This is a genomic window from Kitasatospora papulosa, from assembly GCF_000717245.1.
Classification (GTDB): Bacteria; Actinomycetota; Actinomycetes; order Streptomycetales; family Streptomycetaceae; genus Streptomyces; species Streptomyces papulosus.
In genome coordinates this window covers 68,406-93,042 of the sequence record NZ_JNYQ01000006.1, presented here as the reverse complement: position 1 = coordinate 93,042, position 24,637 = coordinate 68,406, and the positions used below count along the sequence as shown (strand labels likewise).

At 72.0% G+C, this 24,637-nt stretch carries 23 protein-coding genes and 2 tRNA genes; 10 read left to right on the top strand and 15 right to left on the bottom strand.

Annotated features, from left to right (window positions below; all coding sequences use genetic code 11):
• The first annotated feature begins 313 nt into the window (after positions 1–313).
• From IA22_RS0119285 to IA22_RS38270, 5 genes are all read left to right on the top strand, one after another.
• Positions 314–1,585, top strand: coding sequence for a beta-ketoacyl-[acyl-carrier-protein] synthase family protein (locus IA22_RS0119285; protein WP_030124286.1), 1,272 nt, complete (start codon positions 314–316; stop codon positions 1,583–1,585).
• A complete protein-coding gene (locus IA22_RS0119280; RefSeq protein WP_030124285.1) occupies positions 1,582–2,850 on the top strand; it encodes a beta-ketoacyl synthase N-terminal-like domain-containing protein in 1,269 nt (422 codons plus the stop codon). The genes IA22_RS0119285 and IA22_RS0119280 overlap by 4 nt, the downstream gene beginning before the upstream one ends.
• A 38-nt stretch (positions 2,851–2,888) precedes the next feature.
• Positions 2,889–3,134: an acyl carrier protein gene (locus IA22_RS0119275; RefSeq protein ID WP_014157319.1), complete on the top strand. Its 246-nt coding sequence runs from the start codon at positions 2,889–2,891 to the stop codon at positions 3,132–3,134.
• 69 nt (positions 3,135–3,203) lie between these two features.
• Positions 3,204–4,106, top strand: a complete 903-nt coding sequence (locus IA22_RS0119270; RefSeq protein ID WP_030124284.1) for an NmrA family NAD(P)-binding protein — start codon at positions 3,204–3,206, stop codon at positions 4,104–4,106.
• An 11-nt stretch (positions 4,107–4,117) separates the two neighbouring features.
• Positions 4,118–4,351: a DUF6059 family protein gene (locus IA22_RS38270; RefSeq protein ID WP_220093425.1), complete on the top strand. Its 234-nt coding sequence runs from the start codon at positions 4,118–4,120 to the stop codon at positions 4,349–4,351.
• 45 nt (positions 4,352–4,396) lie between these two features.
• Here the strand turns inward: IA22_RS38270 and IA22_RS0119265 are convergent, their stop codons facing one another.
• Positions 4,397–4,969, bottom strand: a complete 573-nt coding sequence (locus IA22_RS0119265) for an HIT family protein (RefSeq protein WP_030124283.1) — start codon at positions 4,967–4,969, stop codon at positions 4,397–4,399.
• Positions 4,970–5,035: 66 nt separating this feature from the next.
• Between IA22_RS0119265 and IA22_RS0119260 the strand changes: the two genes are divergently transcribed.
• Entirely contained in the window at positions 5,036–5,692 is a 657-nt protein-coding gene (locus IA22_RS0119260) for a potassium channel family protein (protein WP_014157315.1), read from the top strand.
• Positions 5,693–5,744: 52 nt separating this feature from the next.
• Here IA22_RS0119260 and thrS read toward each other — a convergent pair whose 3' ends face one another.
• The 3 genes from thrS to IA22_RS0119245 all read right to left on the bottom strand — a co-directional run bounded on the left by thrS (position 5,745) and on the right by IA22_RS0119245 (position 9,660).
• Positions 5,745–7,721, bottom strand: coding sequence for a threonine--tRNA ligase (thrS, locus tag IA22_RS0119255; protein WP_030124282.1), 1,977 nt, complete (start codon positions 7,719–7,721; stop codon positions 5,745–5,747).
• Positions 7,722–7,819: 98 nt separating this feature from the next.
• Positions 7,820–9,061, bottom strand: coding sequence for a hypothetical protein (locus IA22_RS0119250; protein WP_015576419.1), 1,242 nt, complete (start codon positions 9,059–9,061; stop codon positions 7,820–7,822).
• Positions 9,061–9,660: a DUF4365 domain-containing protein gene (locus IA22_RS0119245; RefSeq protein ID WP_030124281.1), complete on the bottom strand. Its 600-nt coding sequence runs from the start codon at positions 9,658–9,660 to the stop codon at positions 9,061–9,063. Before IA22_RS0119245 ends, IA22_RS0119250 begins: the two co-directional genes overlap by 1 nt.
• A gap of 194 nt (positions 9,661–9,854) precedes the next feature.
• Between IA22_RS0119245 and IA22_RS0119240 the strand changes: the two genes are divergently transcribed.
• Positions 9,855–10,580 (top strand): 3'-5' exonuclease, encoded by a 726-nt coding sequence (locus IA22_RS0119240; protein WP_030124280.1) that lies wholly within the window; start codon positions 9,855–9,857, stop codon positions 10,578–10,580.
• Between the two features lie 61 nt (positions 10,581–10,641).
• Here IA22_RS0119240 and IA22_RS0119235 read toward each other — a convergent pair.
• Positions 10,642–10,713: transfer RNA gene (locus IA22_RS0119235), tRNA-Val, on the bottom strand.
• A 115-nt stretch (positions 10,714–10,828) separates the two neighbouring features.
• Between IA22_RS0119235 and IA22_RS0119230 the strand changes: the two genes are divergently transcribed.
• Entirely contained in the window at positions 10,829–13,243 is a 2,415-nt protein-coding gene (locus IA22_RS0119230; RefSeq protein ID WP_030124279.1) for an SCO7613 C-terminal domain-containing membrane protein, read from the top strand.
• A 10-nt stretch (positions 13,244–13,253) separates the two neighbouring features.
• Here IA22_RS0119230 and IA22_RS0119225 read toward each other — a convergent pair whose 3' ends face one another.
• The 7 genes from IA22_RS0119225 to IA22_RS0119195 form a co-directional block, all read right to left on the bottom strand.
• On the bottom strand, positions 13,254–16,001 hold the full coding sequence (locus IA22_RS0119225; RefSeq protein WP_030124278.1) for an exo-rhamnogalacturonan lyase family protein: 2,748 nt from the start codon (positions 15,999–16,001) through the stop codon (positions 13,254–13,256).
• An 89-nt stretch (positions 16,002–16,090) separates the two neighbouring features.
• Positions 16,091–16,639: a hypothetical protein gene (locus IA22_RS0119220; RefSeq protein ID WP_051694816.1), complete on the bottom strand. Its 549-nt coding sequence runs from the start codon at positions 16,637–16,639 to the stop codon at positions 16,091–16,093.
• A 48-nt stretch (positions 16,640–16,687) separates the two neighbouring features.
• Positions 16,688–17,548, bottom strand: coding sequence for a carbohydrate ABC transporter permease (locus IA22_RS0119215; RefSeq protein WP_014157307.1), 861 nt, complete (start codon positions 17,546–17,548; stop codon positions 16,688–16,690).
• A complete protein-coding gene (locus IA22_RS0119210; protein ID WP_030124276.1) occupies positions 17,545–18,537 on the bottom strand; it encodes a carbohydrate ABC transporter permease in 993 nt (330 codons plus the stop codon). The genes IA22_RS0119215 and IA22_RS0119210 overlap by 4 nt, the downstream gene beginning before the upstream one ends.
• A gap of 11 nt (positions 18,538–18,548) precedes the next feature.
• Positions 18,549–19,835 carry an ABC transporter substrate-binding protein gene (locus IA22_RS0119205; protein ID WP_030124275.1) on the bottom strand — a complete coding sequence of 429 codons (1,287 nt, stop codon included), beginning with the start codon at positions 19,833–19,835 and terminating at the stop codon, positions 18,549–18,551.
• 210 nt (positions 19,836–20,045) lie between these two features.
• Positions 20,046–20,117, bottom strand: a tRNA-Val gene (locus tag IA22_RS0119200).
• A gap of 54 nt (positions 20,118–20,171) precedes the next feature.
• Positions 20,172–20,627 carry a TIGR02611 family protein gene (locus IA22_RS0119195; RefSeq protein WP_014157304.1) on the bottom strand — a complete coding sequence of 152 codons (456 nt, stop codon included), beginning with the start codon at positions 20,625–20,627 and terminating at the stop codon, positions 20,172–20,174.
• A gap of 190 nt (positions 20,628–20,817) precedes the next feature.
• Here IA22_RS0119195 and IA22_RS0119190 point away from each other — a divergent pair, with 190 nt between their 5' ends.
• Together IA22_RS0119190 and IA22_RS0119185 are read left to right on the top strand one after the other, a co-directional pair.
• Entirely contained in the window at positions 20,818–21,231 is a 414-nt protein-coding gene (locus IA22_RS0119190) for an SsgA family sporulation/cell division regulator (RefSeq protein WP_003959770.1), read from the top strand.
• Positions 21,232–21,641: 410 nt separating this feature from the next.
• The gene (locus IA22_RS0119185; RefSeq protein WP_030124274.1) at positions 21,642–22,199 is read left to right on the top strand and encodes a CGNR zinc finger domain-containing protein; all 558 of its coding nucleotides are present in this window, start codon (positions 21,642–21,644) and stop codon (positions 22,197–22,199) included.
• Between the two features lie 120 nt (positions 22,200–22,319).
• Here IA22_RS0119185 and IA22_RS37150 read toward each other — a convergent pair whose 3' ends face one another.
• The 3 genes from IA22_RS37150 to IA22_RS0119170 all read right to left on the bottom strand — a co-directional run bounded on the left by IA22_RS37150 (position 22,320) and on the right by IA22_RS0119170 (position 24,493).
• The gene (locus IA22_RS37150; protein WP_014157302.1) at positions 22,320–22,475 is read right to left on the bottom strand and encodes a hypothetical protein; all 156 of its coding nucleotides are present in this window, start codon (positions 22,473–22,475) and stop codon (positions 22,320–22,322) included.
• A gap of 222 nt (positions 22,476–22,697) precedes the next feature.
• Positions 22,698–23,717 (bottom strand): LacI family DNA-binding transcriptional regulator, encoded by a 1,020-nt coding sequence (locus IA22_RS0119175; protein WP_030124273.1) that lies wholly within the window; start codon positions 23,715–23,717, stop codon positions 22,698–22,700.
• 317 nt (positions 23,718–24,034) lie between these two features.
• Positions 24,035–24,493 carry a hypothetical protein gene (locus tag IA22_RS0119170; RefSeq protein WP_014157300.1) on the bottom strand — a complete coding sequence of 153 codons (459 nt, stop codon included), beginning with the start codon at positions 24,491–24,493 and terminating at the stop codon, positions 24,035–24,037.
• Positions 24,494–24,637: the final 144 nt, after the last annotated feature.

The window sequence follows — 24,637 nt, the reverse complement described above, 5'->3', positions numbered from 1 at the left end:
ACGGGCGGGCTCACGACACGACGGACCGCACGCCCCCCGGGATGATACGCGGCCCGGAATCCCGGGCCGCTTCCCGGTTCCACCGGTTCCCAAGCCCCCCTCCAGCGGCGCGGCCAAGGATGATCCGCGTCCCTCCACGGGGGATGCGTCACGCCACCGGCCGAGTACGGGAAAGGGTCGATCAGATGGACAGCGCACAGCGTGCGACGGGGGCCGCCCAGCACAGGGCGGAGACCGCGCAGAATCTACCGGACCACTGGAAACCATCTGTTTTCGCTTGGTGCAGATCCGGCCATTCCGTGGACGTGCCGAGGTGAACCGCAGGGTCGCCGTCACCGGAATCGGCGTGGTCGCACCCGGCGGCACCGGGACGAAGGAGTTCTGGTCACTGATCACTTCCGGCCGGACCGCGACGGGCCCCCTGACGGCCTTCGACGCGACGCCCTACCGTTCGCGCATCGCCGCGCAGTGCGCCTTCGACCCGCTGGCCGCCGGCTTCTCCGCGCGTGAGGTCCGCAGACTGGACCGCGCGGCCCTGTTCGCCGTGGCCTGCGCCCGGGAGGCGCTCGCGGACGCCGGGCTCGCGTCCGGCACTTCCCCGGTGCCCGAGCGGACCGGTGTGTCCCTGGGCACCGCGGTCGGCTGCACGACGAGCCTGGAGAACGAGTACGCCGTCGTCAGCGACGGCGGCCGCGACTGGCTCGTGGACCACCGCCACGCCGTGCCGCAGCTGGTGGACTACCTCGTCCCCAGCAGCCTGGCCCGGGAGGTGGCGTGGGCGGCGGACGCCCTCGGCCCCGCCGCGGTGATCTCGGCCGGCTGCACGTCCGGGCTCGACGCCGTGGGGCACGCCTGCGAGATCATCCGCGAGGGCACCGCCGACGTCATGCTCACCGGCGGGACCGACGCGCCGATCTCCCCCATCACCGTCGCCTCCTTCGACGCCATCAGGGCGACCTCCGCGCGCAACGACGACCCGGCGACCGCCTCGCGGCCGTTCGACCGCACCCGGGACGGCTTCGTCCTCGGTGAGGGCGCCGCCGTGCTGGTGCTGGAGGAGTGGTCGCACGCCGTGGGCCGGGGTGCGCACGTCTACGCCGAGATAGGCGGTCACGCCTCGCGCGGCAACGCCTACCACATGACGGGTCTGCGGCCGGACGGCCGGGAGATGGCGGAGGCGATCACCCGGGCCCTCGACGAGGCCCGGCTGGACCCGACCGCGGTCGACTACGTCAACGCGCACGGCTCCGGAACGCTGCAGAACGACCGGCACGAGTCGGCCGCCTTCCTGCGCGCGCTCGGCGAGCACGCCCGGGGCATTCCCGTCAGCTCCATCAAGTCGATGATCGGCCACTCGCTCGGCGCGATCGGGGCCATAGAGATCGCGGCGTGCGCCCTCGCCCTGGAGCACGGAGTCGTGCCTCCCACCGCCAACCTCCACGAACCGGACCCCGACTGCCCGCTGGACTACGTGCCGGTCACCGCCAGGGAGCAGCGCCTGGACGCCGTCCTCACGGTGGGCAGCGGTTTCGGCGGCTTCCAGAGCGCCATGGTGCTCACCCGGCCCGAAGGGACACGCCGATGACCGCCCCCGCACCCGCGTCCACGGCACCCGGAACCCGGCGGGGCACAGCCCTGGTGACCGGCCTCGACGTGCGGGCGGCCAACGGGGACGGCACCGAGGAGTTCTGGCGGAGCCTGCTGGAGGGACGCGGCGGCATCGGCCCGATCACCCGCTTCGACGCCTCCGGCTACCCGAGCCGGCTGGCCGGCGAGATCGCACGCGACCCCGGCGAGGACCTGCCCGGCCGCCTGCTGCCCCAGACCGACCGCGTCACACAGCTCGCGCTGGCCTGTGCCGCCGAGGTGCTGAGGGACTCGGGCCTGGACCCGGCCGGGGCGCCGGAGTACGGGATCGGGGTGGTCACCGCCAATGCCGCCGGCGGGTTCGAGTTCGGTCAGCGGGAGCTGGAGAACCTGTGGGCGAAAGGCCCCCTGTACGTCAGCGCCTACCAGTCGTTCGCCTGGTTCTACGCCGTCAACACCGGCCAGATCTCCATCCGGCACGGCCTGCGCGGCCCCAGCGGCGTCCTGGTCACCGGCCAGTCCGGCGGCCTGGACGCGGTGGGCCACGCGCGCCGCATGCTGCGCAAGGGCACCCCGGCGGTGCTCACCGGGGCGATGGAGTCGGCGCTGTGCCCCTGGGGGCACGTGGCGGAGCTGACCGGCGGCCGGCTGAGTACCGCCGACCGGTCCGAGGACGCCTGCCTGCCTTTCGGGGAGCGCGCCGCCGGTCATGTCGTCGCGGAGGGCGGCGCGCTGCTGATGCTGGAGGACGAGGCCTCGGCTCACGCCAGAGGAGGCATCCGCCCGTACGGCGAGGTGGCGGGTTACGCGGCCTGCTTCGACCCTCCCCCGGGCTCGGGGCGGCCCACGGGCCCGGCGCGGGCCGCGCGCGCGGCGCTGGCCGACGCGGGAGTGGAACCGGCGGACATCGGCGCGGTGTTCGCCGAGGGAGCCGCGGTTCCGGATCTCGACGCGCAGGAGGCCGGGGCGATCGCCGGGGTCTTCGGGCCGGACGCCGTGCCGGTCACCGCGATCACCTCCCGCACCGGACGCCCGGGGGCCGGCGCCTCCGCGCTCGACCTCGCGGCGGCGCTGCTCGCGGTCCGTGACGGGCTGATCCCCCCGACCGCCGACGTCGGCCGGGTCCCGGCGGCGTACCGGATCGACCTCGTGACCGGCCGGCCCCGGCCGATGGCCGGCGACGCGGCACTGGTGCTGGCGCGTGGGTACGGCGGCTTCAACAGCGCCGTGGTCGTGCGCCGGTGCGGACCGACACCCCGATGACCCATCCCTGGACAAATCCCCAGTGAAAGGTGACCACCATGAAGGGCTTCACCCTCGCCGACCTGAAGCGCGTGATGCGGGAATGCGCCGGGGAGGACGAGAACGTCGACCTGGACGGCGACATCCTGGACGCGCCGTTCGAGAACCTCGGCTACGACTCGCTCGCGCTGCTCGAGACGGCGACCCGGATCGAGCGGGAGCTCGGTGTGCGCATGCCGGAGGAGGTGCTGAGCGGGGCCAGGACGCCCCGGCTCCTGCTGGACGCCGTGGCATCCGCCCGCTGACCGCTGCCGGTGGCCGCCGTCAGGAGCGGCGGTCACCGGCTCGGCGAACCGACCCGAAGGTGAGCAACCATGACCGACAGACCCCTCGTCCTCGTCACCGGGGCCACCGGGGCCCAGGGCGGGTCCGTCGCCCGCCACCTCCTGCGGTCCGGCCGCTGGACGGTGCGGGCCGTGACCCGCGACCCCCGGTCGGCGGCCGCCGCCGCGCTCACGGCACGGGGCGCCGACGTCGTCGCCTGCGACCTGACCGACCCCGGCCAGGTGCGCCGGTCGGTCGCCGGCGTCGACGCGGCGTTCCTGGTCACGGACTACTGGTCCCTGAAGGAGCGTGAGTACGAGGTGGCCCGCCGGACGGCGGACGCCGTCCTCGCCGCGGGCGCCGGGACGCTGGTGCACAGCAGTCTGCCCGAGGCGCACCGCCGCAGCGGCGGCGTGCTGGCCCTCCCGCACCACTACGGCAAGGCGCGGCTGGAGGAGGAGCTGCGCGCGGGCGGCTCGCCCGTCGTCACCGTCCATCTGTCCACCTACTACGAGAACTGGCCGGCGCGCCGGCTGCGCAGACAGGAGGACGGCACGTTCGCGTTCACGCTGCCCCACGGGGGCACCCCGCTGCCCGCCGTGTCCGTCGCCGATCTCGGCCCGCTGGTCGGGGCGGTGCTCGACGCGGGACCCGCACTCCACGGGGACGTGGTCAAGGCCGTGGGCGATCTGCTGCCGCCCGCCGCCTACGCCGCCGCGCTGACCCGGTCGCTCGGTGTCCCGGTCGCCTACCGGGACGTGCCCTACGAGACCTACCGGGAGCTGCCGTTGCCGCACGCCCGCGCCGTCGCGGACATGCTGGAGTTCACCAGGCGCCACCCGGACGTCACCGCCGCGGACGTGGCGCGTGCCCGGGGCCTCCACCCGGGGATGCGGACCTTCGAGTCCTGGGCGGACTCCGCGCCGGAACAGTTCGCCCGCCTGCTGCGGTGAGGAGGGCCCGGATGTGCCCGTCGGGAAGACCGTTCGCCCTGCGCCTGTTGCGTGCGCTCCGCCGCTCGCTGACGGCTTACGGGGCGCCGTACGCGGGGGTGGACCCCTGGAGCACGGACACCGGGGCGTGCGGGCCGCCCCCGGAGGGGAGCGGGCCCGGTGCGGCCCACCCGGAGCGGGTGCGGCCGGACATACCGCTCACACCGTCCGAGCGGGCCCATGCCAGGGAACTGGGCTCCCCCTGAGTCCGCCGGTGTCCGGGGCGGCGGGCACCGTCGCCCCGGAGGAGGTCAGCCGGCCGGCAGCTCGGCCGGCCAGACACCGGCCAGCATCGACCGGGTGTCCCCGAGCAGCTGCGGGAGCACCTTGGTGTGTCCGACGACCGGCATGAAGTTGGTGTCCCCGCCCCAACGGGGCACCACGTGCTGGTGGAGGTGGGCGGCGATGCCGGCGCCCGCCTCGGCGCCCTGGTTCATCCCGATGTTGAAGCCGTGCGCACCCGAGGCGGCCCGCAGCGCGACCATGGCCCGCTTGGTGAAGTCGGCCAGCTCGGCGGTCTCCGGGCCGTCCAGCTCCGTGTAGTCGGCGACGTGCCGGTACGGCACCACCATCAGGTGCCCGCCGTTGTACGGGTACAGGTTGAGCACGGCGTAGACCTTCTCGCCGCGGGCGACGACGAGCCCGTCCTCGTCGGACTTCGACGGAATCTCGCAGAACGGACAGCCGTCGCCGGCTCCCGGGCCGCTCGGCTTGCTCTCACCCTGGATGTAGGCCATCCGGTGGGGCGTCCACAGGCGCTGGAACGCGTCGGGCGTCCCCACTCCGATCTGCTGTTCCGGCTCACTCGTCATGCCCGTCAGCATATTGCGTCGCTCCCGGCGCGCGTGTCGCCGGGGGCGAGCCCGCCGGCGCACCGGGATGCTGGCGCCATGAGCGACCGCGCCACGGCCCCCGTCCCCCCTCGGCTCCAGGAGTGGGAGCAGCGCACGGAGGTACCGCTCTTCGTCGCGGGCCTGGTCTTCCTCGTCGGCTACGCGTTCCGCGTCCTCGCCCCGCCCGACACCGGCGCCGTACGCGACCTCGCCCTCGCCCTGGTCTGCGCGACCTGGCTGGCCTTCGTCGTGGACTACGGGGTGCGGTTCCGTCTGAGCGGGCTGGGGCGGCGCTTCGTGCGCGCCCACTGGCTGGACACGGTGGTCCTGCTGCTGCCGCTGCTGCGCCCGCTGCGTCTGGTGCAGGTCTACACGGCGGTCCAGAAGCGCCGGGAGCAGCCCCGGCTGAGCCTGTACGCGCGGGTGATGTCGTATGCGAGCCTCACGGCCGTCCTCCTCGGCGTCTCCGCCGCGCTGGCGGTCTACCACCAGGAGCACGACGCCCCGGGCGCCTCGATCCGTACCTTCGGCGACTCGGTGTGGTGGGCGTGCGCGACGCTCACGACGGTGGGCTACGGGGACGCGGTCCCGGTCACCTTCGGCGGCCGGGTCGTCGCGGTGGGCCTGATGGCCTGCGGGCTGGCCCTGCTGGGGGCGGTGACGGGGTCGTTCTCCTCGTGGCTGGTCCAGGTGTTCCGGCGGGAGGACGAGTAGAGGCCCCCGGGGGACGCGCAGCGCTCCCCGGGGGCCTCCCGCACGGCTCGGATCAGACCTGGACGCGGTCCCCCACGGCCTTCGCGATCTTGGCGATGGCCTCGTCGACCGGGATGCCGTTCTCCTGGGAACCGTCGCGGTAGCGGAAGGAGACGGCGCCGTTGGCCATGTCCTCGTCGCCCGCGATGATCATGAACGGCACCTTCTGCTTCTGCTGGTTGCGGATCTTCTTCTGCATCCGGTCCGAGGAGGCGTCCACGTCGACCCGCAGCCCCTGCTTGCGCGCCTTGGCGGCGAACTCCTGGAGGTAGGGGATGTGGGTGTCGCCGATCGGGATGCCGACCGCCTGCACCGGGGCCAGCCACACGGGGAAGGCGCCCGCGTAATGCTCGAGCAGCACCGCGAAGAAGCGCTCGATGGAGCCGAACAGCGCGCGGTGGATCATGACCGGACGCTGCTTCGTGCCGTCCGGGCCGGTGTACTCCAGGTCGAAGCGCTCCGGCAGGTTGAAGTCGAGCTGCACGGTCGACATCTGCCAGGTGCGGCCGATGGCGTCCTTGCACTGCACGGAGATCTTCGGACCGTAGAACGCGGCGCCGCCCGGGTCCGGGACGAGCGGGAGGCCCTGCTTCTCGGCGACCTGGCGCAGCGTCTCGGTGGCCTCCTCCCAGATCTCGTCGGAGCCGACGAACTTCTCCGGGTCCTTGGTGGAGAGCTCCAGGTAGAAGTCGGTCAGACCGTAGTCGCGCAGGAGGTTCAGGACGAAGGTGAGCGTCCTGTCGAGCTCCTCCGCCATCTGCTCCTTGGTGCAGTAGATGTGCGCGTCGTCCTGGGTGAAGCCGCGCGAGCGGGTCAGCCCGTGCACGACGCCCGACTTCTCGTAGCGGTAGACCGTGCCGAACTCGAAGAGGCGGAGCGGGAGCTCACGGTAGGAGCGGCCGCGCGCGTCGAAGATCAGGTTGTGCATCGGGCAGTTCATCGGCTTGAGGTAGTAGTCCACCCCGTCGTCGAGCTGCATGGGCGGGTACATGCCGTCGGCGTACCAGTCCAGGTGGCCGGACTTCTCGAAGAGCTTGCCCTTGGTCGCGTGAGGGCTGTAGACGAACTCGTAGCCCTCCTCCTCGTGGCGGCGCCGCGAGTAGTCCTCCATGGCCCGGCGGATGACGCCGCCCTTGGGGTGGAAGACGGCGAGGCCGGGGCCGATCTCGTCGGGGAAGGAGAAGAGGTCCAGCTCGTTTCCGAGCTTGCGGTGGTCGCGCTTGGCGGCCTCCTCGAGGAACTCCAGGTGCGCCTTCAGCTCGTCCTTGGTCGGCCACGCGGTGCCGTAGATGCGCTGGAGCATCGGGTTCTTCTCGCTGCCCCGCCAGTACGCCGCGGCGTTCCGCATCAGCTTGAAGGCGGGGATGAACCGGGTGGTGGGCAGGTGCGGACCCCGGCAGAGGTCCTTCCAGCACAGGTCACCGGTCTTGGCGTCCAGGTTGTCGTAGATGGTCAGCTCGCCGCCGCCCACCTCGACGTCCGCGCCGTCGTCGGAGGACGCGGAACCCTTGATCCCGATGAGCTCCAGCTTGTACGGCTCGTCGGCGAGCTCCTCACGGGCCGCCTCGTCGGTGACGACCCGGCGGGAGAACCGCTGCCCTCGCTTCTGGATCTCCTGCATCTTCTTCTCGATGGCCTTGAGGTCCTCGGGCGTGAACGGCTTCTCGACGTCGAAGTCGTAGTAGAAGCCGTCCTTGACCGGCGGGCCGATGCCCAGCTTGGCCTCGGGGTGCAGTTCCTGCACGGCCTGCGCCATGACGTGCGCGGTCGAGTGCCGCAGGATGTTCAGGCCGTCCTCGGAGGAGATCTCGACGGGTTCGACGACCTCGCCGTCCTTGAGCTCGTACGCGAGGTCGCGCAGCTCGCCTCCGACCCGTGCGGCGACGACGGTGCGCTGCCCGGGGAAGAGCTCGGCGGCCGTCGTGCCCGTCGTCACCACGTGCTCTTCCCGCTCGGAATCGCGTTGGATGATCACACGGACGTCTGACACCGGTCTCTCCTGACTGAGGGGGTGCGCCGCCTTCCTCTTGCGCGCGCAAGAGGAATCGTACCGAGCCGGGGGGCCTCGACGCGAAAGGGATACCGCGGCTAGCCCTCCTCCCCCGTACAGGCCTCCTCGAAGAAGTCGACGTTCTCCTGGAGCGACTTCATCATCCGGTCCCGTTCGGCCTCGTCGACCTGGACCGGTGTCACCTGTGAGGCACCACCGAGACGGCGGAACCCGCCGCGGTTCTCCAGCCTGCCCTCCACGCTGAGCGGAAGCCCGACCAGATGGGCGTGGGCCGCGATCCGGTAGGCCTCCTCGTCGAGCTCGATCCGGACGTGCGCGACCTCCGCCCCGGCCAGCACCCGCAGCCGCACGACACCCGGGCCGCGCGGCCCCGAGCGGCGCAGCCGCACGACCGCGCCCGTGAGCCGCACCGGCACCGCCGGTTCGTCCCGCAGGTAACGCGCTCCGGCCAGCCTGAGGGCGGGCAGGTCACCGGGCGAGAACTCGACGGGCTCGGGGCCGGCCGGGCAGCCCTCCGGGGTGCCGGCGGCGGGGGCCCAGGCCAGGGTGATCCTGACGCCCTCCGCTCCCCGGACAAGCGCCACCACCGCCTCGGTGAGCTCACGGCTGACCCCTGCGGCGACGGCGGTGTCGAACGCCTCCATGCCCCCGGTGGCCCGCTGGTAGTCGACGGCTTCCCGGGCCGCGTGCAGCGCCGCGTACAGCTGCACGGCGACGGCGCGTCCCGCGGCCACGGGAACGAACGCGGTGAGGCCGCGGCCGTCGGTGGTGGACCCCACGAGGGTTCCGTCCAGTGCGCTCCGCGCCTTCCTGCGGTGCCGTGCGCCGTGGTACCCGGCCCGGCCCCGGACGGCGAGCGAGCCGGCGAGGAGGATCTGGCGGGCGGCCGCGCGCAAACGGTCGGCGTCGGTCCACCCGACGGCTCCCGCGGTTCCCTCCGGGACGTCGCGCCACCAGTGGATCTCGTCGCTGGGCACGGTGAGGGCGACCAGGATGTCGCGCGCGGAGGGGGCCGCGCTGCGGGTGAGCGCGGTGAGCGCCTCGGCGAGCAGGTCCTCGCTGTCGGGGAGGGTCACGGTGTCCGGCACGAGCAGGCTGGTCCCGGTGGCGGCCGGGCCCGGCGGGGTCCAGCGGCTGTAGCGGCCCTGCGCGCCTCCGCGGCGGTGCCAGCCGTGGCGGCGCAGCAGCACGCCGAGGACGCGCGGGTCCACGCGTGCGGGGTCGGGGGCCGGTCCGGGGCCGGGGCCGTCGGCGTACGGGTGTGCGCGGCTGCCCGCCGGGGCCGTCCCTCCGGCCGGGTCGTCCGTCGACCGGTGCATCAGGGTCTCCCTCCCGCTCCGACCCGGGCCATGATCCCGCACAGTGCGCGGTCGTCGAAGATCCGCGAGGTCGGGATCCGCACGGTGGTCCGGTGCCGGCCCGTCACCGGGTGGCCGGCCAGATTCGTCCAGTAGCAGCAGTACCGCAGGTCCAGCCCGTCGTGTCCGGCCCGCAGCCAGTCGTCCTGGCTGCGGGGCACGAGCATCACGACGAGGATCTTGTGCACCGACACGGGGGTTCTCGCCAGCTTCACCAGATGGGCGTTGTCGAGGGTGAAGGAGAACGTGGCGCCGGGTGGGTTCGGGGCGATCTGGTAGGTGCACTTGAGCTGCACCTTGACGGTCACCTCGTCGTCGACGGTGTGGCCGGGGGCTCCGTGGCTGACGTGCCAGTCGATGCCGTTGTCGGGAAAGGGCTGCGAGAGCGAGCAGCCCGCCGCGGCGGCGACGGCGTGGAGGTAGCCCACCTGGAGGGTCTCCATGCAGGCGGTGGTGGCGAGTGTGCCGCGCACCGGTGGCGTGTTCCGCTGCTGCGGCGGCGTTCCCCCGTGGTCCTCGGTGCGGGCGGGACTCCCTGGGTTCGGCTGCGCGAGCGCCATGGCTCCGTGCCTTCCGGGCTGTGCCGACCGGTCGCCCGGTCTCCGCTGGCGGGCTGGTCAACTTCCTTGCCCGTCACTTGTGTTGTCACCGCAGGAGCCCGCCCGTAAACGGCGTATCAGGCATAGGGTGCGGGTATCACCGAACCGGGCGGAGGAATCCCGCCATCTGCCGCGCACGCGCGAGGAGTTCGGGGATGACGCATTGGTTCGAGGGGCCGCTGGCGGCTTTTGACACCGAGACGACAGGTGTGGACGTCGAGGAGGACCGGATCGTTTCGGCCGCCCTCGTCGTCCAGGACGCGGCGGGCGGACGGCTTCGCGTCACCCGCTGGCTGGTCAATCCGGGGATCCCGGTGCCGCCCGGCGCCACCGAGATCCACGGTCTGACGGACGACCATCTGCAGCGCAACGGCCGGTGGCCCGCACCGGTCGTCGAGGAGATAGCCAGGTCGCTGGCGGAGCAGTGCGCGACGGGGCGGCCGCTGGTCGTGATGAACGCGCCGTTCGACCTGACGCTGCTGGACCGGGAGCTGAGGCGCCACCGGGCCTCGTCACTGGCCGGCTACCTGGGGAAGAAGCCGCTCTGCGTGCTGGATCCGCGGGTGCTGGACAAGCACCTGGACCGCTACCGCAAGGGCCGCCGCACCCTGACGGACCTGTGCGAGCTGTACGGGGTCACCCTGGACGGCGCGCACGACGCGTCGGCCGACGCCGCGGCGTCCCTCGAACTGGTGCGGGCGGTGGGACGGCGGTTCTCGGCCCGGCTGGAGCGGCTGTCACCGGCGGAGGTCCACTCGCTGCAGGCGGTGTGGCACGCGGCTCAGGCCCGCGGGCTGCAGGCGTGGTTCGAGAAGAACGGTGCGCCGGAGGCGGTGGACCCGGCGTGGCCGCTGCGTCCGGAGCTGCCCGCGGCCGCCTGATCCGGACCGGGTACGCGAAAGCCGGCCCGTCGATGACACTGACGGACCGGCTTTTCCCGGGTGGGCGATACTGGGTTCGAACCAGTGACCTCTTCGGTGTGAACGAAGCGCTCTCCCACTGAGCTAATCGCCCGGGAACGGGTTGAACCATACAGGGATCGGAGCCCTGGGTTCAAACTCCTACTCAGGTGCGGAACTGAGTAGGTGAGCGCATGCCGCCGGGTGTGTCCGCCGCCACACTCCCCTACATGAGACATGTGCCGCCGCCCGCCGAGGAATTGGCCCTCCTCGATCATGAACTGGCCCGGCTGGACGCCCGCCGGCTCCAGTTGCTGAGCCGTCGCGCCTGGCTCCTGAGCGTCCTGCGCGCACCGGCCGCTCCGCCGCAGCCTCCCCGGGCACCGTCCCCCCGGCCCTACGCCCGGACCGCACAGGCGCCCGTACGCACGCCCGCGCGCGGCACGCAGAACGTCCTGCTGGTGCTCGGCGGTCTGCTGCTGGCGGTCGCCGCGATCGCCTTCACTCTCTTCAGCTGGGGTGAGATGGGCATCGCCGGCCGTTCGGCGGTGCTGGCGGTGGTGACGGCGGGTGCGCTGGTGGCGCCCGCGCTGCTGCTGGGCCGCGGGCTCCCCTCGACGGCGGAGGCGGTGGCCGTCCTGGCGTTGCTGCTGACGGTGCTGGACGCGATCGCGCTGCACGCGGTCGCGGCGCCGGGGACCGACGGCATCGCCTTCTCGGCGGTGGCGTCGGCGGTCCTGGTGGCGGTGTGGACCCTGTACGGGTCGCTGCTCGGCCGGCTGCGGACGCCGTTGCCCTCGGCCGTGGTGGCGGGGCAGTTCCCGCTGGTGTTCACCGCGTGGGCCGTGGAGGCCTCCGCGACCGGCTTCGCCTGGGCGCTCCTGGTGACGGCGGCGGCGGACGTCGCGGTGGCCTCGTGGGGCCGCGGGCCCGCCGTCCGGGTCACGGCGTACACGGGTGCGGTGCTGACGGGGCTGATCTCCCTGGCTCTGGGGCTGGTGCTGTCCGTGTCGGCCGACGGGGTGTCCGGGGCCGTGGGCCCGGGCGCGCTGCTGACGGCCGGAGCGGTGGTGGCGGTGGCAGGGGCCTGGCGCGCGCCCGGGGTGACGGCCGTGCTCGGGGGTGTCGTGGGGGGCCTCGCGGCAGTGGCCGCGGTGGGCGGCGTGCCGGCTGCGGCGCTGCCGTGGCACTGGGCGGTCCTGGTGTACCTGCTGTGCGGCGCGGCCCTGTCCGCCGTGCTGCGTCCGGCATTCCCGCGGCCCGTCATGTGGGGAGTCCTGGGCGCGTCGGCCTCGGTGGTGGCGGGCGCGGTGCTGTGGGCGGCGCCCGTGGTCGCCGCCGCACTGCTGGGTCCCGCGTCCGTGCCGGCCGGCGTGTGGTCCGGGGCACCGGGCGGTTTCCGGGACGCGGTGGGACCGGCGGTGCCGTGGTCGGGGTCGGTTTCCGCCCCGGTGGTGCTGGCGGTGGCGGCGGGACTGGCGGCGGCGCTCCACCTCGGGTGGCCGCGAGTCCTCCCGGAGAAGGGTTGGCGCGTCGCGGCGGCCGCCGGCACGGCGGTCCTGGGCTGGGGCGCGGTGCTCGCGCTGCTCGCGGTGACGGATGCGCCGTACGCGGTCGCCGTGGGCGTGGAGCTCGTACTGGTCGCGGTGCTGACGGCCCTGGCCGCACGTCGCGCGGCCGACGCGCTCGCGGTGACCTGTGTGGTGTGCGCGCTGGTCGGGGCCCTGGGTGTGGGACTGCTGGCGCTGGCCGCCGAGCCGGCGACACACGCCGTGTCCGTGGCGCTGGTGCTGCTGTTCGCCGCGTCGGCGGCCGTCGCCCGGGTGCCCGCCGTGCGTTCGGTGCTCGCCTGCGCCTCGGTGCTGTGCGGGGTCGCCGTCACCTGCGCGGCGGGGGCGTCCCTGGGATGGAGCGCCCCGCACACCGCGCCGCTGGTGCTGCTGGTGACGGCGGCGACGGTGCTGCTGGGGGCGCGGCTGAAGGAGCCCGAGGTCGCGCTCCCGGCCGAACTCGCCGGGGCGTTCGCCGCGGTGGTCGCGCTGGGCCTCTCGGTGACGGACGGGCCGTTCCTGGCGCTGGTGCTGGGGCTGTGCGGGGTGTTGGCGTCGGCCACGGCGCTGCGGCCGGAGCGCCGGAGCGTGGCGGGAGGACTCGCCGCCGCGCTGTTCGTGACTGCCGCCTGGGTGCGCCTGGCGGCTTCCGGGGTGACCGACCCCGAGGCGTACACGCTGCCGGTGTCGGTGGCCGCGTTCGCGGTGGGGCACGTGCGGCGGCGCCGGAATCCCGCCACCTCGTCCTGGGTGTCCTACGGTCCGGCCCTGGCGATGACGATGGTGCCGAGCCTCGTGGTGGCCTGGGGCGACCCGCACTGGCTGCGCCCCCTGCTGCTGGGGGTCGCGGCGCTGGCCGTCACCCTGGCCGGCGCCCGGCTACGGCTCCAGGCGCCCCTGGTCCTGGGCGGTTCGGTCCTGGCGCTGGACGGCCTGCACGAGCTGGCCCCGCATGTGGTGCAGGTCTTCGACGCCCTCCCGCGCTGGGCGCCCCCGGCGCTCGCCGGGCTGCTGCTGCTCGCGGTCGGTGCGACCTACGAGCAGCGGCTGCGTGACGCGCGCCGGGTGCGGGAGAGCTTCGGACGGATGCGTTAGAGCCAGGGCGTCACGGCATCCTGTCGCCGACGAGCGCGAGGTTCTGGATGGCCGCCAGGCCGTACAGGGCCGTGGTGTTGGTGCTGACCCAGGCCGCCTCACTGCCCGGTACGGGCCCGGTCGGCCCGTCGACCTTCCGGGTGTTCCAGTCGGTGCTCTCCTTGTAGTCCCAGGTGTCGGCGCTGCCGTAGAACTGCTTCCACGCCCGGGTGGCCAGGGTGACGTCCCCCGTCCGCACGGCGGCGTAGGCGTCCAGGCGCGAGTGGCCCTGGAACAGCAGGAGCGTGCCGAAGTTGCTGCCGTAGCGGGCGGCCTGCTCGGCCTTGGTCGCGTTGAAGTAGCGGCAGTAGTCGATCCAGGCGGCCTCGAACGCCGGCATGTCGATCATGTCGATGAGTTCGGCGTTCAGCTCGACCAGACCGAACATGGCCGACAGGTGGGAGACGCCGACCTCGGGCTCCTCGGCGATCGCGAACGTGCCGGTGTCGAGGTCGTAGAGCCCTACGCCCTGCACGAAACCGTTGGGCTGGGCGGCGATGGTCTCCATGGTCGACAGGACGCGGCTCCTGGCCTTCTCCCACTTGGGCCCGCGCCGCTCCCACTCGGTGAGCCAGGCGGAGACGAGGCCGCTCCAGTCCGTGCCGAAGCCGATCGACAGCGCGTGGCGGTCCGGGGTGTAGGGCTCGGTGCGGATCTTGCGGATCGGGTCGAGGGCCAGGAAGGTCTCGTCGGAGTCGACGTTGGCGTGCATGAGGTCACCGACCCGTTCGTCGGCGGTGAGGAAGTAGAACATGCGCCGGTAGGTGGTGTTGGCGATGCGCTGCTGCTTGGCGCTGTCGGCGTAGTGCTGGACACCGTGGCGGGTGCCGAGTCCGGCCCATGTGCCCAGGTGGTAGACGTCGACCTCACCGGTGTGCCGGGTCATGGCCTCGGCGAAGCGGTAGATGTCCGCGCGTCCGGAGCGCATGTAGGCGTACCAGAGCCAGAGGTCGGGCGAGAGTTCGGAGTTGTCCCAGGCGTAGCCGCCCACGTCGTAGCACCACTGGTGACGGGTCGGGTCGTAGGTGTGCATGATGTCGCCGTAGTCCCAGAAGCCGTACCAACGGCGCATCTCCACTTGGTCCTTGTAGTAGGTGAAGAGGAAGTCCAGGTGGTCCTCGATCCTCGACCTGGCGGCGGTGGAGCGGTCGGGTTCGGCGAACAGGCCGCCGAAGACCTTGGCGTTGACGAGCTGCTTCGGCGGGGCGGCGAGCTGGGGCGGGGTGCGTACGGCTTCGACCTGCCGGGCGAGCGTCTCGGGGGCCGGCGTCGACGCGTTGGCCCAGAAGAGGAGTTCGCTGGTCCGCGCGATGCCGTACGGGGTACCGAAGCCCGGTTCGTAGTCCTCGTAGGTGATGTTGAGGCCTTCGAGCTGTTCGGGATAGGTCTCCTGTCCCATGCCGTGGTGGTAGAAGCGCAGGTCCATGGGCTGGGCCTCGGGGGACCAGAGCCAGAGGGTGACCTCGGCCTCGTCGGTGTGGGCGTCACGGATGTCGAGCTGGGCGGGGTGTTTCTCCCAGAAGTCGCGGAGCCCGAAGGAGAATCCCCCGCTCGCTCCCCCGACGTACCCGAATCCCGATGCCCTCCGGCCACCGCCCGCGCCGATCCAGCCGTGCCCCCTCCTGGTGCGCTTGCGGAGCCCGAAGCCGTCGGCGGACAGCTGGGAGAGGGTGTAGTCGCCCCATTCGGGTATGTACGGAAGCCGGGTGGTGACCCGCTGGTCCCAGGTGGCGGGGTCGGGGAGCTTCCGGCCCGCGAACTGCGCCTCGCGCACCGCCGCCCCGGGGTCGCGGCGCAGCCCGGTGACGCCCTTCACGGCCTCGCGCAGCAGGCCGGTGCCGTCACCGCCGATGCGGATGTGCCGGTCGTAGGCCTCGTCGCGCAGGGGCACGGCGAAGCGGACCCCGAGGCCCCGCACGAAGTCACCGCTCGCCTTGCCGGGCTCGACGGTGCCGTCGTAGGTGATGGTGTGCACCATCCGGAAGGAGTCGGCGCCGGCGTAGAAGTAGAGGCGTACGGAGAACGGCATCCAGGACCGTGAGCCCTTGCGGTGCCTGCCGTCGATACGGACGACGGCCCGGACGGGCCCGTCCTGTTCGACCACGGTCTCCTCGACGACGCTCTCGAAGCGTTCGTACTTCTCGGTGCCCTGGTCGCCGTCCTCGATCTCGCCCTGGCGCACGAGGACGAGCCGGCCGTTCCGGGCGATCTCGGTCGAGCCGCGGGTGACGGTCTTGACGAGGGCGGAGCCGTTCGTGCCGAGCCTGGCGGTGATCACTCCGGTGGAGACGGTGACGGTGCCGCCCGCGCGGACCGCTGTGACCCGTTTCGCGGGCGCGGCGGGGGCGCCGGCGGTGAGCGAGAACGTCTGGGCGGTGGCCTCGGGGCCGACCGCGTGCGCGGTCCACTTGAGCGAGCCGTCGGGCCAGTAGCCGATCGGCCAGGTCTGGACGGGGACGTCCTCGCCGTCCTCCGTTGCCAGGGAGAACGTCTGGTCCCCGGGGTACTGCCCCTTGGGCCAGGGAACGCCGAGCGTGGAGCCGGGGGCCGCTCCGAGGCCGCCGGACTCCAGCCAGGTCAGGGCGACCGGTTCGTCGGTGTGCTCCGCGCTCCGGGTGGCCGCCGACGCGGGGGTGGCGCCGGGGGTCCAGCCGATCTGTGCGGCCGCGCCGGCTGCTGCCGCGGCCTTGAGGAGCGTTCTGCGGGGCATCCTGGACATGGTTGTGCCTCTCTCCGTGCGGGATTCGGGACAGGAATCGGACAGGGACGGGACGTACCGGAGCCGGTGGGTCCGTGCGAGGGGTGCGGTCAGCGGGAGAGCCCGCGTGCCCGCACCGCGGTGGCCGCGGCGGCGACGGCCCCGACGACGGGGACGGCCAGTGGCAGGACCAGCGAACCGGAGAGCACGACGACGGCCATCCCGCAGACGAGCAGGAGCGAGCCGGCCGGGTCGCGGACCGTGTGCCGCGCGGCCTCGGCGAGGAGGGTGCGCCAGAGGGCGCCGGGCTCCCAGCACGAGGCCGCGCGGACCACGGCGACGAGGTACCCGATCATGGCCAGGATGCCGACGGCGCCCACGAACGGCCCGCCGGGCAGTCCGGCCCGGACGGCCGCCAGATCGAGAGCGAGCAGAGCCGCCGCCGCCCATACGGACGCACCGGCGACCCATCCGCCCCGGGCGGCCGCCCGGAGGTCCCGGGCGAACTCGCGCAGGCCGCCCTGCTCACCGTCGAGGTGCCGGCGCAGGTGCCGGGTCCCCGCGGCGAAGGCCGCGGGGAAGGTGACCAGGGGCAGGGCGGCGACGGCGATCCAGACGCCGGTGAGCAGGCATTCGGAGAACAGGGCGAAGCGGTCCATGAAGCGCGGACGCCTGTCCGGGGTACGGGTCCTCGTCGCCACGGCGCGTCAGCCCTTCAGGCCCGAGGTGGCCATGCCGTCGATCAGGTACCGCTGGAAGGCCACGAAGAAGGCCAGCACCGGGAGGAGGGCCACCAGCGACATGGCGATCATGCCGCCGTAGTCCGCCACCGCGTCCTGGTCGATGAACATCTTCAGCCCCATGGAGACGGTGTACTTGTCCGGCTCGTTCAGGTACAGCAGGGGGCCCATGAAGTCGTTCCAGGCGTTGATGAACGTGAAGATCGCGCTGGTGACGAGCGCGGGACGGCAGAGCGGCATGACGATGGACCAGTAGGTCCTGAGATGCCCGCAGCCGTCCAGCCGGGCGGCCTCGTCGAGTTCCTTGGGCAGTCCGCGCATGAACTGCACCATCAGGAAGACGAAGAAGGCGTCGGTGGCCAGGTACTTGCCGATCAGCAGCGGGGTGAAGGTGTTGATCAGCTCCAGCTTCTGGAACAGGACGTACTGCGGGATGATCAGTACGTGGTACGGCAGCAGGAGGGTGCCGATCATGACGGCGAACATGATGTTGCGGCCGGCGAAGCGCACCTTCGCGAAGGCGTAGGCGGTCAGCGAGCACGACAGCACCACGCCCACGACGGAACCGACCGCTATGTAGGCCGAGTTCAGGAAGAACGTCGAGACCGGGATGTCGGCGATGCCCTCGGTGAGCCGGGTGTAGTTGTCACCGATCGGGTCGGCCGGGAACAGGTCCAGGGCGCCGATGATGTCCGCGCTGGGCTTGAACGAGGCACCGATCGTCCACGCCACCGGGTAGAGGACCACGGCGAGGACGACGAGCGCGCCGAGGTGCCAGGCGAGCGCGCCGGGTCCCCGGCGGCGTACGGCTGCGTACAGGAGACTCATCGGCCGCCCTCCTCGTAGTGCACCCAGCGCTTCTGGGACCGGAACAGCACGGCGGTGACCAGGCCCACGGCGACCAGCAGCAGCCATCCCATGGCCGAGGCGAAGCCCATGCGGCTGTTCACGAAGCCTTGTTCGTACAGGTAACAGGTGTAGACGAGCGTCGCGTCGGCCGGTCCGCAGCTGCCGTTGCTGACGATGTAGGCCGAGCCGAAGATCTGGAACGAGTGGATGGTCTCCAGCAGGACGTTGAAGAACAGGACCGGAGAGATCATCGGAAGGGTGATGTGGAAGAACTTCCGCCGGCGGCCGGCTCCGTCCATCTCGGCCGCCTCGTACAGTTCCTGCGGGACCTGTTTGAGGCCGGCGAGGAAGATGACCATCGGAGCGCCGAACTGCCAGACGGTGAGGGCGATCAGTGCGTAGATGATCATCTCGGGGTCGCCGATCCAGCCGCCGGCCTCGAAACCGAGCACCTTCTGCGTGCGGTCGACGATCGCGTCGTCCGAGAACAGCGCGCGCCAGACGATGGCCGCCGAGACGCTCGCACCGATCAGGGACGGTGCGTAGAAGGCCGCCCGGTAGAAGGACTGGCCCCACCGCTTCTGCGCCAGCAGCATGGCGACGGCGAGCGCGGCGGCCAGCTTGACCGGGGTGCCGATCAGTACGTACCAGGAGGTGACCTTCACCGACTGGCGCCAGCGCGGATCGGCGAACATGTCGGTGAAGTTCCGCAGGCCGATCCAGCGTGGCGCCTCGAACAGGTTGTACTCGGTGAACGACAGGTACAGCGAGAACACCATGGGGCCGGCGATCAGGAACAGGAAGCCCGCGATCCAGGGCGACATGAACAGGTAGCCGGCCAGGTTCTCGCCGCGGCCGGTCCCCTTCGCACCGTTCGGAGGAGGGCCGTCCCCCGGGCCGCTCCGCTCGGGGACGGAGCGGCCGTCCCAGGGGGCCACGGCGCCCGGGGAGATCTGGATGTGAGTCACCGCAGCCCCTCTCAGTTCGCGGCGAGGGCGGTCTTCGCCTCGGAGAAGAACTGCTTCACGGAGTCCTTCGGCGAGGTCTTGCCCAGCGCCAGGTCGGCGCCGATGCGCAGGAAGGCCGCCTCGATGACGTCCGCGCCCGCCGGGTGCGGGGTGATGGGCTCGAGGACGCCCGCGTCGGCGATCGAGGTCTCGTACGCGGCGATGGCCTTGCTGGGGGCGTCGGTCGGCTGGAAGGCCTCGAACTGCGCGGTGGTGGCGGGAACGCCGCGGTCGTATCCCATGATCCGCGCGACCTCGGGGTCGTGGGTCATGAAGCTGATGAAGGTGGCCACCTCGGCGGGGTGCTCGGTGCGGGCGGTTCCGCTCAGCATGAGCGACCCGAGGTACTGGCCGGTCTTCTTCCCGTCGGTGCTCGGGATGGGCGCGAGGCCGTAGCTGCTGCTGCCCTCCGCGCTGTAGCGGACGGAGAAGTTGTCCCAGGTGAACTCGCCGGCGGAGAGGCCCTTGGCGGTCGCCGAGGCGGGCTTGATCTGCTCGACCTTGCCGGGGTCGGCGTAGAGTCCCGCCTCGACCCGCTCGAGGGCCTCGGTCCAGTACGGCAGCAGTTCGGCCTCGCCGAAGCCCATGCCGTCCTCGGTGAAGAAGGCCTTGCCGTTCTGGCGCAGGATCAGGTCGTACAGGTACATCACGCCGTACGGTCCGGCGTCACCGGCGATCTTCTGGCCGTCCTTGATCTTCCGGAGGGCGGCGTACCAGTCGTCCCAGGTCCAGCCGGCCTCGGGTGTGATCCCTGCCTTCTCGTACACCTTCTCGTCGATGACCAGGGCCATCGAGTTGCTGCCGACCGGCACGCCGAGGAGCTTGCCGTCGATCTCGGCGAACTTCTCCAGCCCGGAGCGGAAGCCGCCGAGGTCGAGGTTGCCCTTCTCCGCCTGGGGGCCGAGGTCGAGGAGGACGTTCTTCGCCTCGTACTTGCGCAGGAAGGTGACGGCGTTCTGGATGACGTCCGGGGGGTTGCCGCCCGCCGCCTGCGTGTTGAACTTCTTCCAGAAGTCCGGGTACTGCTGGAAGTCCGTCTTGACCTTGATCTTCGGGTGCTTCTTCTCGAAGAGGCCGACGCACTGCTGGACCTTCTTGGCTCGGTCGTCCGCTCCCCACCACGCGTGACGGATGGTGACCGGACCACCGGAACCGCCGCTGCCCGAACCGCAACCGGCCGCGGTCAGCCCGAGACCGGCCGCCGAGAGGCCGGCCAGCTTCAGCAGCTGCCGCCTGTCCATGCCGTTGTTACGAGACATAGCTCGCCCCCACCGTTCGCATTGAATCGTTTTAGAAAGCGCTTGCCGGGCAAAAGTATGGAGCGGCAGGGGGCGCGTCAACGGTTAGGACGAAATTTCGGTGGCGTGACGACGGGCCGAACGGTCGGCGGAGATCACGGTGCGGGACACGGCACGGAAACGCCTAGGGCCCGGAAGCTTCTGAGAAGCTTCCGGGCCCTAGGACCGGGGTGGGCGATACTGGGTTCGAACCAGTGACCTCTTCGGTGTGAACGAAGCGCTCTCCCACTGAGCTAATCGCCCCGGCGCACCGCAAACATTACCCCATGTCAGGGGTGCCGCCGGACCACCTCCGGGTCACTGATCGATCTTCCAAGGCATCACGATGCCGAACTTCCAGACGTAGATCCCGACCAGCACCGCGATGATCACGAGCCCCACCGTGGTGAGGATGATGTTGCGGCGCCTGACCTTGGGATCGAGGGCGCGCTGCGCCGCCTCGGTGACCTTGCGCCGGGTCCAGCGCAGGACCAGCTGCGCCCAGACGAACTCCGTCGCCCAGATCGCCATGCCGCCGAAGATCACCAGCCACCCCGGGCCGGGCAGCGGCAGCATCACGATGCCCGCCCCGACCACGGCGAGGCCGACGACGAAGATCCCGACCTGCCAGCTCAGATGGAGAACCCTCGAACCCTTGATGAACCCGGGCGCCCGTGAGCCCAGCTCACGCTCCGCCGTGTTCCCGTCCCCCGCAGCGGACCCCGGGGCCACCGTCGCGGCGACCTCTTTCCGCTCGTCACTCTCCGCGTTCATGAAGCCCAACCTACCGGAACGTCGATCGTCACCGGAATGGACGCATGACGCAAAGTTACACACCGCTGGACGAGGGACCTGAAGCATCACAAATAGGTCAGAGGGGTTTACAACGCCACCGTAGGTGGCATGTCGATTTCGCCGACGTGCGAATCCCCGAGCGCACACTGAGCGAAAGGCCCTGGCGCTTATGAACACCACGGTCAGCTGCGAGCTGCACCTGCGCCTCGTTGTGTCGAGCGAGTCCTCACTGCCTGTACCCGCGGGCCTGCGGTATGACACGGCCGATCCCTATGCCGTGCACGCCACCTTCCACACCGGAGCGGAGGAGACGGTCGAATGGGTTTTCGCCCGTGACCTCCTTGCCGAAGGGCTGCACCGGCCCACCGGCACCGGAGACGTCCGCGTCTGGCCATCTCGAAGTCACGGCCAAGGCGTCGTCTGCATCGCACTGAGCTCCCCGGAGGGAGAAGCCCTGCTGGAGGCCCCGGCAAGGGCCCTGGAGTCGTTCCTTAAGAGGACCGACGCCGCGGTACCGCCCGGCACCGAGCATCGTCACTTCGACCTCGACACGGAGCTCTCACACATCCTGGCCGAGAGCTGAGCCAGGCCGAGAGCTGCGGGACGCCGTCCGACTCGGGGAGACGGCGTCACGCGGACAACCTCATAGGGCAGACACCGGCGCCGTCGCCGCGGAACCCACCGCGGCGGCGGCGCGGGTGTGCCGCCGGGCGGGACATGGGCTCCTGCCCGGCCGGCCCTCACGGGGCGCCGCACCGCTGACGGCGACGGCCGCGAGCGGCGTCGCCACATCCGCACCACCCATCTCTTGCGCCCCACGCCTCCCGCCCGACGGCCCCTGGAGCCGCCAGGCGGCCCTCCAGGCGCCGGCGGGTGCGGGAGAGGTCTCGACGGCCCCGCCGGGCCCGCACCGGGCCCTGAGCGCCTCCGCCGAGCCAGTAGAGTCAGCCGGCATCGGCGGACGCCCGTCCGCCGGAGGCCAGGGAGCGAAACGTGCTGATCCCTCACGACACCCGGATCGCCCTCGACGTGGTGGTCGATCTGGTGAACACCGCATCCGAGGAGGGTTCGGGCGACGGACTCGCGGACCTCACGGCGTTGTACGCCTTCGCGGAGCGCCACCACATCAGCGGCGTGGGAGCCCTCGGCGACAAGGACCTGCGGGCCGTGCTGGACGTCCGGAGCCGCTTCGCCGAGATATTCGCGGCACCCGACGCCCGCACCGCCGCCGACCTGGTCAACGCTCTGGTGGCCGCCGCCGGCACCACGCCGCAGCTCACGAACCACGACGGCTACGACTGGCACATCCACTACTTCGCGCCGGACGCCTCCGTCGCGGACCACCTCGCGGCCGACTGCGGGATGGCCCTGGCCTTCATCGTCGTGGCGGGAGAGCAGGACCGGCTGCGGCACTGCGAGGCTCCGGACTGCCGGGACGCCTTCGTCGACCTGTCGCGCAACCGCTCCCGCCGCTACTGCTCCAGCCGCACCTGCGGCAACCGGCTCCACGTCGCCGCCTACCGTGCCAGGCGCCGGGAAGCGGCGGGCTGACCGGCTTCGCGCCTCGTGGCGGCGGTACGCCGCCGGGAGGGGGCCGGCCCTGCGGGGCGGCCGGCGTCCGGGCCCGGCGTCCACCCGCGGGAAGCCGGCCGCTCGTCGGAGGCCGGCCGCTCACAGGAGGAAGAGATCGTGCAGGGCGGCCATCAGCAACAGGCCGCCGACCACCGTCAGGAAGATCATCAGCGGCGGCTGGGAAAGCGCGAAGAGGCAGCCACGGGGCTCTTCGGCAGGGGATGCGGGGGCGTCGCCCCGGGAGGTGTCCACCATCTCGTAGCGATCATGACGCAGAGTCGCCCCTGTTGGCGATCAACAGACCCCTTCGCAGGGGTAGTTCACCCGCTCCGGGTTGTACGGATTCGCTCCCCCGTCCGAAGTCCCCGCACACGTTCGCCCCGCACACCCCTCACCGGCCGCTTGGGCCTGTCGCACCGCTCGGTCAGACACGCGCACGGGGCTCACGCGTCGGGCCCGCGCGTCAGGCCCGCGACGTCAGCGCGGGGCGGCGCTGGAGGCGCGTACGACGAGTTCCGGCTGGAGGACCACACTCCGGTGCCGGTGGCCGCCGTTCTCGTCGTCCGCCTCCTCCAGGAGGAGCTCCGCCGCCATCCTGCCCATCACCACGGCGGGCTGCCGGACCGAGGTGAGGGGCACGGCCGCGGCCGCGGCGAACTCGATGTCGTCGTAGCCGACGATGGCGACGTCCTGCGGCACCCGCACACCGGCCGCGTACAGCGACTGCAGCACACCGAGCGCCAGCAGGTCGTTGGCGCAGAACACCGCGGTCGGCCGGGGGACGAGGCCGAGCAGCCTGGCCCCCGCGTCGCGGCCCGCCGCCACGTCCAGACGGTCGGAGGGGATCTCCACGAGTGCCTCGGGGCCGAGGCCCGCCTCGGCGAGGGCCGCGAGGGCGCCTTCACGGCGGTCCCGGATCTGGTGGAGGTCGCCGGGCCCGCTCACATAGGCGACGGAACGGTGGCCCGCCTGGACGAGGTGCCCGACGGCGAGCGTCCCGCCCCGCACGTCGTCCACGGAGACGGCACAGCTGTCGGTGGACGCCGCCACACGGTCGACCAGCACGTACGGGATCCGGTGGCGCGCGAAGGCCTCGAGGTTGCCACCGCCGGCGTCGGCCGGGGTGATCAGCACCCCGCAGACCCGCTGCTCGGCGAACAGCCCGAGGTAGTCGGCCTCCTCCTCCGGGCTCTGGCCGCTGTTGCAGACCATCACGCCGAGACCGGCGTCGCGGGCCGCACGCTCGGCGCCGCGGGCGATGTCGACGAAGAACGGATTGCCCATGTCCAGCACGAGCAGCGCCATGATGCGGCTGCGTCCCGCCCTGAGCTGCCGGGCGGACTCGCTGCGCACGTATCCCAGGTCCTCGATCGCCGCGAGCACACGGGCCCGGGTGTCGGGAAGCACCGCCTCGGGGCGGTTGATCACATTGGAGACCGTGCCCACCGAGACTCCGGCCTGCCGGGCCACGTCCTTGATCCCTGCCACACGCCCCACTTGCCCTGCCCCACTGATGCTTGTCGCCGCCGCGCACCGGCGCCGGGCCGCTGGCCCGTCCACCGACGCGCGACGTGGTCCGCGCACATGGTGCCGCCCGGACCGAGCCCCGTAGGATTGAATTGTTTCAATCCTTTTGCGACGCTAACCGGACCTCCGGGATACCGTCAAGATCAGCGCGGCGCGACCCGAATATACCGAGCCAGGGGACCCGGGCGGGGGCTTCGGTGAGCCGATCCGCCATGAATCGATTCACCCTCCGGACACCACCCCGCTTCCGCACGAGGCGCCGCAGCGGCGCGGTCCCGAGCCCTCCGTCAGATCCCGTGCTTCTTCAGGATGGCCTCGATGTCGCTGAAGTCGTCGCCCGGCGCGGCCCCCTGCCCCTTCTCGGGCCGCCCCTGCCTCTGCGGGGCCGTCGCTCCGGCCGCGGAGGCGGGTGAGGGTGACGACGCGGCCGGCGCCACCGCGGCCCTGCTTCCGGCCGCCCTCGCCGCCTTGCGCTCCTTGCGGGTCGAACCGCTGCGCCGCTCCACGGCGCGCGTGGTCATGAAGAGCAGCCAGGCCGCGGCCAGCAGGCCGAAGCCGATCCAGACGCTCGGCTTGAAGGCGATGTCCGACACCCACTGGACGACACCCGTCATCACCAGACCGACGGGCACCAGGGAGTAGGCGAGGATGCGGGTCGCCGTCAGGAACCGCTTCCGGTAGGCGGTGATCGCGGCGATGCCGAGGCCGGCCGCCGACACCGCGGAACAGATGGTCTCGGCAAGCATCGGAACCTCCAGCGATCGGGACACGTCCCTTCCATCCTGCACCGGTCACCGCCCCGGGAGCCACGGTGCCGGGCCACATCAGGGACTTTTCAGGGCCGCACTCCTCCCCAGGTCCCGATTGGGAGGCGCCGGTACGGCCTGGAA